Raw genomic sequence first — 12941 nt, 5'->3', positions numbered from 1 at the left:
CGCGGCGCCTCACCCCGTCCAGACGGGACGCCGGCCGCAGCACGGCTCAGGTGCCGGTGCTCTCCCGGGCGATCAGCGTCGGCGTGAGCCGCACGTGCTCGTGCTCGTGCGAGCCGGGGTTGCGGATCTCGTCCACGAGGAGCCGCACCGCGTGCCGGCCCATCTCCTCGCCCGGCTGCGCCATGGTCGAGATCGGCACCGTGGACTCCCACGCCTGGCGGTTGTTGTCGTAGCCGATGACCTTCACGTCGTCGGGCACCGAGACCCCTTGCACGCCGAGCGCCTCGATGATGCCGAAGGCGATGAGGTCGGTGGCCGCCAGCACCCCGTCCGGGCGCGCGTCCGCCGCGCGCGCGGCCAGCGCGTCGCCGACCTTGCGGCCGTCGGCCGGCTTGGTCTGGAGGGTGCGGAGCAGCTCCAGGCTCACCCCGTCCGCCTCGGCGACGGCCCTCTGCGCGCCCCGGTACCGGTCCGCGATGGGCAGCAGCGAGAACGGACCACCGGTGAACAGCAGCCGCCGGCACCCGGCCTCGATCAGGTGCTGCGCGGCCAGGTAGCCCCCGAGCTCGTCGTCGGTGGTGACGCAGCAGCCGCGCCCCGAGGCGTCCACGTTGAGCGCCACCACGTCGCTCTGCCACTCCTGGAGTCGCCACTGGTCGTCCGCGCTGCTCGGCAGCGGTGCGATGAGCACCCCGGCCATGCGCTCGGCGTCGAACAGCGACAGGTAGACGAGCTCCTTGTCGGTGTTCATGTCGCAGTTGGCGAGGACGAGGTTCAGACCGCGTTCCTGCGCCTCGAGCTCGGCCCCGCGGGCCATGTCGAGGAAGAACGAGTTGCCCAGGTCGATGACGATGAAGGCGATCATCGAGCTGGTGCCGGCGGCCAGCGCGCGGGCCCGCGAGTTGGGCACGAAACCGAGCTCGTCGATGGAGCGGCGGACTCGTTCCAGCGTGTGCGGGGAGACCTTCTCGGGGTGGTTGAGGACGTGGCTGACGGTGCCCAGCGCGACGCCCGCGTGGGCGGCGACGTCGGCCATGCGGACGCTGCGGCGCCCGTTGCTCTCGGCCAGCTCCTCCACCCCCTCTCACCTGCGTGTTCTCGCTCTGCTGACGGCCCCTGCGACCGGCCTCCCGGGCGCCTCGCCCGGCCCTGCGGCGCAGGCCGGTGCCGTTGGACCCCGGACTCTAGCCCGAAGGCCCCACCGCCCGACGAGTTCGCGAGATGTGGTTGACACCACGTCGGCCGTGTGGCTACGGTCACGAATATTGAAGCGCTTCAATCCAGAGCGCGAGCGATCAAGGGAGAAGCTTGTGAACACCTGGGGAACTCGCCGGCGCCGCCGGTCCACGATCGTCGGGGTCGGCCTCGCCGTCGCCTCGCTGACCACGCTCGCCGCCTGTGGCGGCAGCTCGGACTCCGCGTCCGGCGAGGGCGACCCGGAGGCGTTCTCGTTCCTGATCAACAGCGAGAACACCAACATCCCGCCGGTGCTGGAGTCGCTCGCCGCGGACCAGTGCTCCGCCGAGAACGACGCGCTCCCGCTCGAGATCGAGACCATCCCGCAGACCCAGCTCGACCAGCAGCTCCAGCTGCTCGCCGGGCAGGACGCGCTGCCCGTCTCCTTCGCCGCGGGCAACACCCCCGAGCTCGTCAAGACGCTGGACGAGGCGGGTCAGCTGCTCGACTTCGACGAGACGCTCACCGACCTCGGCGTCATCGACGACATCTCGCCGGCGGCGATCTCCACGATCGAGACCCTCTACGGCGGCTTCAACGTCCTGCCGTACCAGTACAACATCGAGGGTTTCTGGTACAACACCGAGCTCTTCGACGAGCTGGGCATCGCCGTGCCGACCACCTGGGACGAGATGGTCGACGCCGCCGAGCAGCTCGACGCCGCCGGCGTCCAGCCGTTCTCCGCCTCCGGTGAGCAGGGCTGGCCGCTGACCCGCCTGGTCTCCGGCTACCTCTTCCGCGAGCTCGGCCCCGACGCCCTCCAGGCCGTGGCCGACGGTGACGCGGCGCTGACCGACCCCGAGTACGTGGGCGGCGCGCAGGCCGTCGCCGACCTCGGCGAGCAGGGCTGGTTCGGCCAGGGCCTCGGCTCCATCGACTACGACACCGCCGTCAACACGTTCATGAGCGGCGACGCCGGCATGCTCTACATGGGCAGCTGGGTGCTCTCGAACTTCTCCGACGAGGACCTCAACAAGATCGGCAACGACAGCATCGGCTACTTCCCGTTCCCCGACGTCGAGGGCGGCGCCGGGTCGGCCGAGCAGACGCCCGCGAACGTGGGCCTGCCGATGACCTTCTCGGCCAAGCAGTACAACTCCGAGGTCGGCGACTGGCTGACCTGCATCTCCGAGAACTGGGGCGCCGCCGCGCTCGAGGTGCAGGACATGGTCTCCGGCTTCACCGTGAACTCCGACGTGGAGCTCGACCCGCTGACCCGGGAGGTCTCCGACCAGGTCGCGGCCGCCGACAGTTCCGTGCTCTGGTTCGAGGCCCTCTTCGGGGCCCAGGCCACCAACGTCGGCCAGACCAACGCGGCCTCGTTCGTCTCCGGCAACACCTCGGCCGAGGACTTCATGTCCACCGTCCAGTCGGCGCTCGACAGCGAGTGACGACAGGCTGGTCCCCCGGGCGTGCCCCCGGGGGACCGGCACCCGCCGGGCACCCCCGACGCCCGGCCCCCCTGACCCTGCCGCCCACGGGCGGCGACCCGGAGAGAGCAGGTTGAAGTGGAACGCGTCCTCGGCGACCGGAAGGCGGTCCTGGTCCTCCTCGGGCCGGCCATGCTGGTCTACACGCTGGTGATGATGATCCCGGTGCTCGTCTCGCTCGGGTACTCGCTGTTCGACGGCAACGCCATCACCGGCTTCAGCTACGTCGGCGTCGACAACCTCACGCGGCTGTGGGGCGACGAGCAGGTGCACCAGTCGCTGGTCTTCACCATCAAGTACGCCCTCGTGCTCACCACCACGCAGGTGGCGCTCGGCTACGGCCTGGCCCTGCTGTACGTGTTCGTGCTCAAGCGGGCGTCCTCGCTGATCCGCACGCTGCTGTTCTTCCCGATCGTGCTGCCCACGGTCGCGGTGGCCCTGATGTTCCAGAAGTTCTTCGAGATCGCGCCGAACACCGGCCCGGTCAACGAGATGCTCCTGGCACTGGGCTCGGAGCCGATGGACTTCTTCGGCTCCGGGATGAGCGCCTTCTGGGTGATCATCCTGATGGACCTGTGGCGCTCGGCCGGCTTCTACGCCGTCCTGCTCTACACCGGCCTGGTCGACATCCCCGAGGACGTCATGGAGTCCGCGCGGATGGAGGGCGCCAGCACCTTCCAGATGATCCGGCACATCATCATCCCGCTGTCGATGCCGGTGCTGCTCTCCTCGCTGATCTTCTCGATCAACGGCACGCTGAAGGTCTTCGACTCGATCGTCGCCCTCACCAACGGCGGACCCGGCACGGAGACCGCGCCGCTCACGCTCTACATGTTCCGCACGTCGTTCAGCTACGGCGACTACGGCTACGGCGCCTCGATCGCGCTGCTGCTCACCATCCTGTCGCTGCTGTTCACGATCTTCGTCTTCCGCTCCGCGCGGCGCGACGTCACGGAGGCCTGATCATGCGCTCGTTCGTCACCCAGCTGCCCGCCCGGCTGCTCGTCGCGATCATGTTCGTGGCCGTCGTCTACCCGTTGGTGTGGATGTTCTTCGGCTCGCTCAAGACGCAGGAGGAGTTCCTCAACAACAGCGCCTGGTCGCTGCCCCAGGAGTGGGTGTGGAGCAACTACGCCAGCGCCTGGACCGACGGCAACCTCGCGACCTACGTCCGCAACTCCGTCATCACGGTCTTCCCGGCGCTCGCCGTGATCGTCCTGGCCGGCACGGCGGCGGGCTTCGCGCTGGAGGTGATGGTCTGGAAGGGCCGCAACACCGTGCTGCTGATGTTCCTGCTCGGGATCATGGTGCCGGCGCAGATGATCCTGCTGCCGCTGTTCACCGCGTACTTCGAGATCGGCATCACCGGCACCCTGTGGCCGCTGTTCATCACCTACTGCGCGATCGGCCTCCCGCTGACCGTGTTCATGATGGCCACCTACTTCCGTGCGGTGCCACGCGAGATCTTCGAGGCGGCCGTGCTCGACGGCGCCTCCATCTACAAGGCGTTCTTCCTCGTCGGCTTCCCGATGGTCCGCAACGCCGTGGTCACCGTGGCGCTGGTGCAGTTCTTCTTCATCTGGAACGACCTGCTCATCGCGCTCACCTTCACCAGCAGCGACGACCTGCGCACCATCCAGGCCGGCCTGCTCAACTTCACCGGCGAGTTCGGCCAGACCCAGTACGGGCCGCTGTTCGCCGCCATCTGCATCAACGTCTTCGGCACCCTCGCGCTCTACCTCTTCCTGAACCAGAAGGTCATGAAGGGCATGGCCGGCGGGGCCGTCAAGGGCTGAGCCCGGCACCTCACCGCACCCGGCAGCACCCGCAGCACCCCCCTCTCCGCGTCCGGCGGCCTCTCGGGCCCGCGCCGGCACGTCCACGAAAGGCACCCCCATGACCTCCCCGCTGGTCAGCGCGCCCACCGTCGAGCACCACCGCGAGGCCCTCGGCATCGGCGAGACCCGGCCCCGGCTCTCCTTCGTCGTCGACGCCGACGCCTCCTGGCGCCAGCGCAGCTACGAGGTGGAGATGGACGCCGGCGGCGTCACCACCACCTCCGGGTGGGTCGAGGACGACGACAGCGTGCTGCGGCCGTGGCCGTTCGCCCCGCTGGGCAGCCGCGAGGCGGTCCGGGTGCGGGTCCGTGTGTGGGGCGAGCACGCCGACCCCAGCGACTGGTCGGGCTGGACCCACGTCGAGACCGGTCTGCTGGAGCCCGGCGACTGGTCCGCGGTGATGGTCGGCCCCCTCGCCGAGGTGCCGGTCACCGGCGTCGTCCGCCTGCGTCGAGAGCTGGACCTGCCCGCCCCGGTGGCGTCGGCGCGGCTCTACGTGACGGCCCACGGCGTCACCGAGGTGGAGCTGAACGGCCGCCGGGTCGGCGAGGACGCCTTCGCCCCCGGCTGGACGAGCTACCCCAGCCGGCTGCGCTACCTGACCTACGACGTGACCGAGCACCTGCACGAGGGGGCCAACGCGGTCGGCGCCTGGCTGGCCGACGGCTGGTACCGCGGCCGCCTCGGCTTCCACGGCGGCCGCGCCCAGCGCTACGGCGACACCCTCGGCCTGCTGGCCCAGCTCGAGGTCACGCTGACCGACGGCACCACCGTCACGCTCGGCACCGACGAGTCCTGGGCCGTGCACGACGCCCCGATCACCGCCACCTCGCTCTACGACGGCGAGACCCACGACGCGCGCGCGGCCGACCCGGCCTGGAGCACGGCCGGCTGGCCGACCGAGCCGACGGGCGGCGTCCGCGTGCTCGAGCGCGACCCCGCCACCCTCGTGGCCCCCGACGGGCCCTCGGTCCGCTGCGCCCACGAGGTCGCCCCGGTCGCCGCCTGGACCGCCCCGTCCGGCGCGGTGCTCCTCGACTTCGGCCAGAACCTGGTCGGGCGGCTGCGGATCACCGTGGCCGGTGCCTCCGGCGAGCAGGTGCGGCTGCGGCACGCCGAGGTCCTCCAGGACGGCGAGCTCTACACGCGCCCGCTCCGCTTCGCAGACGCCACCGACACCCTCGTGCTCGCCGGCGGGGAGGAGACCTGGGAGCCGCGGTTCACCTTCCACGGCTTCCGCTACGCCGAGGTCACCGGCTGGCCCGGCGGCACGCCCGAGACGATCCAGGACGCCGTCGTGGCCCGCGTCCTGCACACGGGCATGGAGGCGGCCGGCGAGTTCGCCTGCTCCGAGCCCGACGTGAACCGGCTGCACGCCAACGTCGTGTGGTCGATGCGCGGCAACACGCTCGAGGTGCCCACCGACTGCCCGCAGCGCGACGAGCGGCTCGGCTGGACCGGCGACATCCAGGCCTTCGCGCCCACCGCCGCGTTCCTCTACCGCTGCACCGGCATGCTCGCCGGGTGGCTGCGCGACCTGGCCGCCGAGCAGGAGCCGGACGGCAACGTGCCCTGGTACGTGCCCTACATCGACACCACCCCGCAGTGGACGCCGCCGAAGCCCGGCGCCGTCTGGGGCGACGCGGCCGTGCTGACCCCGTGGGACCTGTTCACCGCCACCGGCGACACCGACCTGCTGGCGCGTCAGCTGGAGTCGGGCCGCAGGTGGGTCGACCTGGTCGACCGGCTCGCCGGCCCCACGCACCTGTGGACCGAGGGCGGCCAGCAGCTCGGCGACTGGCTCGACCCGGCCGCCCCGCCGGAGGACCCGGCCGCCGCGGTGACCGACCCGGCGCTGGTGGCCACCGCCTTCTTCGCCCAGTCCGCGCGACGCCTCGCCGACACCGCCGACGTCCTCGGGCTCGAGGACGTGGCCGGGCACTACCGATCGCTGGCGGGCCGGGTGCGCGAGGCGTTCCTCGGCCGGTGGCGCGCCGAGGACGGCACCCTGACCGAGGACACCCAGACCGCGCTGGCGCTGGCCATCTGCTTCGACCTGCTCGACGAGGCGGACCTGCCCGCCGCGGGCGAGCGGCTCGCGGCCCTCGTGGCCAAGGCGGAGAACCGCATCGCCACCGGCTTCGCGGGGACGCCGCTGGTCACCGAGGCCCTCTCCCGCACCGGCCAGGACGCCGCCGCCTACGACCTGCTGCTCGAGCGCGGCTGCCCGTCCTGGCTCTACGCGGTCTCCATGGGGGCGACCACGATCTGGGAGCGGTGGGACTCGATGCTGCCCGACGGCACCGTGAACCCCGGCGAGATGACGTCCTTCAACCACTACGCGCTCGGCGCCGTGGCGGACTGGCTGCACCGCCGCGTCGCAGGCCTGGCTCCGGCGGCCCCCGGCTGGCGGGAGATCCGGGTCGAGCCCCGCCCCGGCGGCGGCCTCACCCACGCCTCCGCCGCTCACCTCACGCCCTACGGCCGGGCGTCGGTGGCCTGGCACCTGGACGACGGAGGCGCGCTGCACGTGGAGGCCACGCTGCCGACGGGCACCACGGGCACGGTGCTGCTGCCCGGCGGGGAGCCGGTCGCGGTCGGCCCGGGCACGCACACGTTCACGGCCTGACCTGGACCTTCGTCAGGAGACGGTGATCGGACCCAGCACGCGGCGCACCTCCTCGGGGACGGGGACGGGGCGCCGCGTGCGCTTGTCGATGTAGACCTGCTGGAAGTGACCGACCCCCGCGGGCTCCTCGACCCCGGGCAGGAAGATGCCGCAGCGGTAACGCACCGAGGACCGGCCGACCTTCTCGATCCGCAGGCCCAGCTCCACGGAGCCGGGGAAGTGGATCTCGGCGAAGTAGCCCATGCCGGTCTCCACCACGACGCCCACGGCGTCCAGTGCCTCGGGAGTGAGCCCGTTGGTCTCCCAGAGCCAGGCGTTCACCGCGGTGTCCATCAGCTCGTAGTGCACGGCGTTGTTCACGTGGCCGTAGCGGTCGGTGTCGGCCCAGCGCAGCGCGACCGTCCGGTGCTCGCCGAAGTCGCTGCGGCGCAGGTCACGGGGGTCGGAGTGCGGGTCGGAGTGCGGGTCGGTCTGCGGGTTCGTCTGCGGGGGCTGCTCGTCGCTCACGCCGTCCATCCTGCGCGTTCGGGGCGGGCCGGTCGGCGGATGGGTCCGTTTCAGGAACCGGTTCCAACCGGGCGGGGGGTGTAGGACCGTTACCAAACGGTGACATTAGGGAGTAGCGGCGCAATCTCGGCGCAACGACGCGGTGCCGCGCACGACCCCTGATGCCCCGACGACGAGGTGACCGACCATGCGCACGCCCGGACGAGACAGAGACCGCTCCCAGCCGCCCCGCCGCCGCGCGGGCGTGGGGAGGATGGCCTACCGCACCACGGTGGTCACCACGGTGGCCTCGATCATCGTCCTGGGTCCCATCCGCGTGGACGGCAGCACGGACTCCTCAGACACGGACTCCTCGGGCAGCGGCGCGCAGCTCGTCAGCACGCGCTGACGACGCTCCGGCCCCCGGGCTGGCACACTGCCCGCCCGTGAGCGGTGGATGGAACGACCCCGGGGTCGCAGCGGCCTACGCCGAGACGTTCGCGCCGCTGTGCGCGGGGGTGCACCCCGCTGTCCTGGCTGCGCTCGGGGACGTGGCGGGGCGTCGCGTCCTGGACGCCGGGGCCGGCACCGGCACCCTCACGCACCGCCTGGCCGCCGCGGACGCGCAGGTGGTCGCCGTCGAGCCCGACCCGGCCATGCGGGCCCTGGCCGACGCCTCCCTCGGGCTCGTCGAGGGTGCACTGCCCGCCCTCCCGCTGTCCGACGACGCGGTGGACGCGGCAGCGTCCGTGTTCGTGGTCAACCACCTGGACGACCCCCGGGCCGCCGTCGCCGACCTGACCCGCGTGACCCGCAGCGGCGGTCGCGTCGTGGTCACCATCTGGCCCAGCGGCGCCAACGTCCAGGGGCGGCTGTGGGAGCAGGTGCTGGCTGAGGCCGGCGCCGTGCGACCACCCGGGGTGCGGCTGCCCGCCGACAGGGACTTCTCGCGGACCGTCGAGGGCCTCGCCGACCTGCTGGCCGGCGCCGGCCTGGTCGACGTCCGGGCCCGCGAGGTGGCCTGGACCCATGCCTGCCCGCCCGACACGCTGTGGCGCGGGGCAGCCGGCGGTGTCGGCGGCATCGGCGTCACGCTGCGCGCGCAGACGCCCGAGGTGCAGCAGGCGATGCGGGCCGCGCACGACCGGCACGTGGCCGACCTCCTCGTCGACGGGACGCTCCGGCTGGAGACCAGCGCGGTGCTCGCCGTCGGCGTCGTGGCGGGCTGAGCGGTCCGGGTACCGAGCAGGCCTCAGCAGGCCTCAGCAGTCGGAGGCGTGCGGCACCCCGTGCTCGCCCTCCGGCGTCGCCGGCTCCTCCACCTCCGCCAGGTGGATGACGGCGTCGCCGCTGTTGACCAGCGGTGCCTCCGTGCGCCCGATGACGATGCCGTCGCGGTCGGCGCGCACCAGCCGCACGCGCTTGCCGAAGGAGTCGAAGAGCCCGCCCAGGCGGTCGCCCTTGGTGACCCGGTCGCCGAGCTGGGCCTCCAGGTGCAGCATCCCCGTGCCGCGGGCGCGCACCCAGCCCGAGCGCCAGGACACGGCGGACGCGGCGGGCGGCTCCTCCTCGACCGGGTCGGTCATCCCCAGGGCGGCCAGGACCCGCCGGACGCCGAGCACGCCGGCGTCCACGGCCCAGGGGTCCATGCGCCAGGCCTCGCCCGCCTCGTAGAGCAGCACCGTGGCCCCGCGCTCGCGCGCCGCGAAGCGCAGCGAGCCGTCGCGCAGGCGGGCGTGCATCATCACCGGCGCGGCGAACGCGCTGGCCAGCTCCCGGGTCCGGGGGTCCTCGAGGTCGGCGCGGATCTGCGGCAGGTTGGTGCGCCGGTCCGAGCCGGTGTGCAGGTCGATGCCGACCTCGCACTTGGCCACGACCTCGGTCATCATCAGGTGCGCGATCTGGGAGGCCAGCGAGCCGCGCGCCGCCCCGGGGAAGGAGCGGTTCAGGTCGCGGCGGTCGGGCAGGTAGCGGTCGCCGTTGGAGAAGCCGAGGACGTTGACGATCGGCACCGCGATGAGCGTGCCGCGCATCGTCTTCGCGTCGAGACCGGCCAGCACCTGGCGCACCACCTCGACGCCGACGGCCTCGTCGCCGTGGATGGCGGCGTCGATCCAGACGGTCGGGCCGTCCTCGCGGCCGTGGACCACGCGCACCGGCAGGTCGACGTCCGCGCCCGTGACGAGGCGGGTGATGGGCAGCGAGACGGACTGCGTGCGGCCGGCACGCACCCGCACCGGGCCGATCTCGAAGGAAGGACGCACCGGGTCAGTCTTTCATCGTGACTGATGAGGGCGAGGTGGGTGCCCGGGTGCGGGCGTCTCGTGGCTCGTCGCCGGGGCTCCTCGCACCTCGACGACCGGTCTTGCGCTGGTCGAGGTGGGTGGCCGGGTGCGGGCGTCTCGTGGCTCGTCGCCGGGGCTCCTCGCACCTCGACGACCGGTCCTGCGCTGGTCGAGGTGGGTGGCCGGGTGCGGGCGTCTCGTGGCTCGTCGCCGGGGCTCCTCGCACCTCGACGACCGGTAGTCAGCGGCCGCGGTTGCGCCTCCGCGTGGCCAGCGGCGGCTTGCCGCCCAAGTAGGACTGCGCGGGGTCGACGACGTAGCCCTGGCGCAGGCCCTCGCGGCCGATCAGCATGCGGAAGCCCATCTCGTCGCGGCGCGACAGGGTCATCTCGGTGGTGACGGTCCGGCCCATGAGGGTGACGTCCATGGGGACGACGAAGCGCTCGTCGGCGTGGCCGGAGGAGGAGCGGACCTCGCGCACGTCCAGCACCGGCCGCTCGACGACCACGGCGTCCTCGTCGGAGGCCTGCCAGGGGTGGATGGTGAAGCGCACCCAGCGCGCCCCGTCCTTCTCGATCTCCTCCAGGTCGAAGGCGTGGATCGCGGACGAGCGTGCACCCGTGTCGAGCTTGGCCTTGACCCACGCGACCTCGCAGCCCGGAAGGGCGACCCACTCGCGCCATCCCGCCACCGTGTAGGAAGGTGGGGTCTCGGCAGGTCCGCCCTCGTCCTCGAGGTCGCTCTCGTCCGTGTGCACGGCTTCGGTCACCCTGGTGTTCCTCTCCGGCTCGCGACGGGCGCCCGGGACGCCCGCTGAACGACACCCACCCTGCCACTTGACCACCCAGCCGACCCAGGCCATCCATCGGGGGATCCCTTTGAAGCTCGCCATCCTGTCCCGTGCCCCGCGCTCGTACAGCACGCAGCGCCTGCGCACCGCCGCCGCGGACCGGGGGCACACGGTCAAGGTGCTCAACACGCTGCGCTTCGGCATCGACCTGGCCGGCGACGAGCCCGACCTCCAGTTCCGCGGCAAGCCGCTCTCCACCTACGACGCGATCCTGCCGCGCATCGGCAACTCGGTGACCTACTTCGGCACCGCGGTCGTGCGGCAGTTCGAGCAGATGGACGTCTACACGCCCAACACGTCGTGGGGCATCGCGAACAGCCGCGACAAGCTGCGTGCGACCCAGATCCTCTCCCGGCACCAGATCGGCATGCCGGCCACCACGTTCGTGCGCGACCGCGCCGACGTGATCCCCGCGATCGAGCGGGTCGGCGGCGCCCCGGTCGTGATCAAGCTGCTCGAGGGCACCCAGGGCATCGGCGTCATCCTGGCGCCGGAGCTGAAGGTCGCCGAGGCGATCATCGAGACGCTCCAGTCGACCCGACAGAACGTGCTGATCCAGCGGTTCGTGAAGGAGTCCAAGGGTCGCGACATCCGCGCCCTCGTCGTCGGCGACCGTGTCGTGGCCGCGATGCGGCGCGTGGCCCAGGGCGACGAGTTCCGCTCCAACGTCCACCGCGGCGGCTCGGTGGAGGCCGTGAAGCTGGACCCCGAGTTCGAGAAGGTGGCCGTGCGCGCGGCCCAGATCATGGGCCTGCGCGTCGCCGGTGTCGACATGCTCGAGGGCAACGACGGTCCGCTGGTGATGGAGGTCAACTCCTCCCCGGGCCTGGAGGGCATCGAGCGCGCCACCAACCTCGACGTGGCCGGCGCGATCATCGACTACATCGACAACCAGGTCGCCTTCCCCGAGATCGACGTGCGCCAGCGCCTCACGGTCTCCACCGGCTACGGCGTCGCGGAGATCCAGGTCGGCGAGGCGTCCGACCTCGTCGGCAAGAGCCTCGGCGACTCCGGCCTGCGCGAGCGCGACATCACCGCGCTCACGCTGCACCAGGGCACCCAGGTGATCCCGAACCCGCACGCGGGTCACGTGCTCGAGGCCGGCGACCGCCTGCTCTGCTTCGGCAAGCTCGAGGAGATGCGGTCGATGATCCCGACGCGCCGCAAGCGCCGCACCAAGCTCAAGAAGCTGCCCGAGCAGCCCATCCACGACGTCGCCGACGCGCCGGCGCACCCCTCGCAGGGCTCGACGCCGGTCTACGGCGGGGACGCCGGGGGCAGCTGAGCCTCGCGCCAGGCGGCCCAGCCGCTCAGCTCGCGCCGGCGCTCAGCCCACGCGGCGCAGGCGGCGCAGGCGGACGGGGGCGGGCAGCAGTCGGGCGAGCGCCGGGGGCGTGTCGTCGCCCGGCGCGTCCTGCCTCCGTTCCGTCCGGTCCACCCCGGGCGCCCGGTCCTCGTCCCGGGAGCCCAGCGCGAGCGAGTCGACGCCGCGCACCCGGGTGACCTGGAGGGCGACCGGTGCACCGCTGGCCGGCACGTCGCCCCAGCGTCCTCGCTCCGCCTCACCGGCCGGCCTCAGCCGGCCCTCGGCGACGACGAGCCAGCCGGAGACGGGCCCCGACCAGCTGACCTCGAGCCTGGCGGGCTCGCCCCGCTCGGCGGCCTGTCTCAGTCGGGCCTCGCACGAGCGGACGGCGACCAGGCCGGCGTCGACGACGGCGAAGCCGACCACGCAGGAGACGGACGCGACGAGGCTGAGGCGGGCGTAGGAGTGCTCACGCAGCGTCGTCCAGCACTGCGCGGTGGTGAAGGTGTGGCACGTGGTCACGGGCCCTCCGGGGAAGCGAGGGTGGGTGGGGGGTGCCGTCGACGGTTCCGAGGTCGAGTCGTGCCGGGGCCGTGCTCGCGGGTGGGGGGAAACCGGTGCGACGGATGCTGCTGAGACACCAGCCTAGGTATCTGAACAGGCTCTTCACACCGATCGGGGTGCATCCGTCGGGACCTTCGACCCTCCGCACGTGACCCAGGTCCCAAGACCTTGGTCATTCGCGCAGGTAGAGGACGACGTAATCGTGTGCGTGCCGCGTCGCACGCTGTCCGGGGCGTCCTGGCGGTTGTCCAGCCGGGTGCGAGCACCGGTCCGGACCGGTCGGGCCCGACGAAGACCCGCGGGGCGGACCAGGACGG

At 72.3% G+C, this 12941-nt stretch carries 12 protein-coding genes; 7 read left to right on the top strand and 5 right to left on the bottom strand.

Going from position 1 to position 12941, the window contains the following annotated elements:
* Positions 1-46: 46 nt before the first annotated feature.
* The gene (locus M8330_RS11645; protein WP_250827461.1) at positions 47-1078 is read right to left on the bottom strand and encodes a LacI family DNA-binding transcriptional regulator; all 1032 of its coding nucleotides are present in this window, start codon (positions 1076-1078) and stop codon (positions 47-49) included.
* A 232-nt stretch (positions 1079-1310) separates the two neighbouring features.
* Between M8330_RS11645 and M8330_RS11640 the strand changes: the two genes are divergently transcribed.
* The 4 genes from M8330_RS11640 (at position 1311) to M8330_RS11625 (ending at position 7133) form a co-directional block, all read left to right on the top strand.
* The gene (locus M8330_RS11640) at positions 1311-2627 is read left to right on the top strand and encodes an ABC transporter substrate-binding protein (RefSeq protein WP_250827460.1); all 1317 of its coding nucleotides are present in this window, start codon (positions 1311-1313) and stop codon (positions 2625-2627) included.
* Between the two features lie 117 nt (positions 2628-2744).
* Entirely contained in the window at positions 2745-3629 is an 885-nt protein-coding gene (locus tag M8330_RS11635) for a carbohydrate ABC transporter permease (RefSeq protein ID WP_250827459.1), read from the top strand.
* Between the two features lie 2 nt (positions 3630-3631).
* Positions 3632-4462: a carbohydrate ABC transporter permease gene (locus M8330_RS11630; RefSeq protein ID WP_250827458.1), complete on the top strand. Its 831-nt coding sequence runs from the start codon at positions 3632-3634 to the stop codon at positions 4460-4462.
* Between the two features lie 100 nt (positions 4463-4562).
* Positions 4563-7133, top strand: a complete 2571-nt coding sequence (locus tag M8330_RS11625; RefSeq protein WP_250827457.1) for a family 78 glycoside hydrolase catalytic domain — start codon at positions 4563-4565, stop codon at positions 7131-7133.
* 12 nt (positions 7134-7145) lie between these two features.
* Here the strand turns inward: M8330_RS11625 and M8330_RS11620 are convergent, their stop codons facing one another.
* Positions 7146-7640: an acyl-CoA thioesterase gene (locus M8330_RS11620; protein ID WP_250827456.1), complete on the bottom strand. Its 495-nt coding sequence runs from the start codon at positions 7638-7640 to the stop codon at positions 7146-7148.
* Between the two features lie 187 nt (positions 7641-7827).
* Here M8330_RS11620 and M8330_RS11615 point away from each other — a divergent pair, with 187 nt between their 5' ends.
* Positions 7828-8028 (top strand): hypothetical protein, encoded by a 201-nt coding sequence (locus M8330_RS11615; RefSeq protein WP_250827455.1) that lies wholly within the window; start codon positions 7828-7830, stop codon positions 8026-8028.
* Positions 8029-8065: 37 nt separating this feature from the next.
* Positions 8066-8848: a class I SAM-dependent methyltransferase gene (locus M8330_RS11610; RefSeq protein WP_250827454.1), complete on the top strand. Its 783-nt coding sequence runs from the start codon at positions 8066-8068 to the stop codon at positions 8846-8848.
* A gap of 33 nt (positions 8849-8881) precedes the next feature.
* Here the strand turns inward: M8330_RS11610 and M8330_RS11605 are convergent, their stop codons facing one another.
* Positions 8882-9883, bottom strand: a complete 1002-nt coding sequence (locus M8330_RS11605; RefSeq protein WP_250055797.1) for a succinylglutamate desuccinylase/aspartoacylase family protein — start codon at positions 9881-9883, stop codon at positions 8882-8884.
* A gap of 262 nt (positions 9884-10145) precedes the next feature.
* Positions 10146-10673, bottom strand: a complete 528-nt coding sequence (locus tag M8330_RS11600; protein WP_250055795.1) for an ATP-dependent zinc protease family protein — start codon at positions 10671-10673, stop codon at positions 10146-10148.
* A gap of 109 nt (positions 10674-10782) precedes the next feature.
* On the opposite strand from M8330_RS11600, the gene M8330_RS11595 reads away from it, so the two are divergent.
* Positions 10783-12039 (top strand): RimK family alpha-L-glutamate ligase, encoded by a 1257-nt coding sequence (locus M8330_RS11595; RefSeq protein ID WP_250827453.1) that lies wholly within the window; start codon positions 10783-10785, stop codon positions 12037-12039.
* 42 nt (positions 12040-12081) lie between these two features.
* Here the strand turns inward: M8330_RS11595 and M8330_RS11590 are convergent, their stop codons facing one another.
* Positions 12082-12582, bottom strand: a complete 501-nt coding sequence (locus M8330_RS11590; RefSeq protein ID WP_250827452.1) for a hypothetical protein — start codon at positions 12580-12582, stop codon at positions 12082-12084.
* Between the last annotated feature and the right edge of the window lie 359 nt (positions 12583-12941).

The sequence above is a fragment of the Nocardioides bruguierae genome (assembly GCF_023656415.1).
GTDB classification, from domain to species: Bacteria; Actinomycetota; Actinomycetes; order Propionibacteriales; family Nocardioidaceae; genus Nocardioides; species Nocardioides bruguierae.
Note: the sequence above shows the minus strand (reverse complement) of the source record. Positions and strands in the feature narration are given on the sequence as shown.

Bases quoted from the DNA above. Each gene is read 5' to 3' on its own strand.
- M8330_RS11615 (WP_250827455.1), top strand. From the start codon at position 7,828: ATGCGCACGCCCGGACGAGACAGAGACCGCTCCCAGCCGCCCCGCCGC.
- M8330_RS11630 (WP_250827458.1), top strand. From the start codon at position 3,632: ATGCGCTCGTTCGTCACCCAGCTGCCCGCCCGGCTGCTCGTCGCGATC.
- M8330_RS11625 (WP_250827457.1), top strand. From the start codon at position 4,563: ATGACCTCCCCGCTGGTCAGCGCGCCCACCGTCGAGCACCACCGCGAG.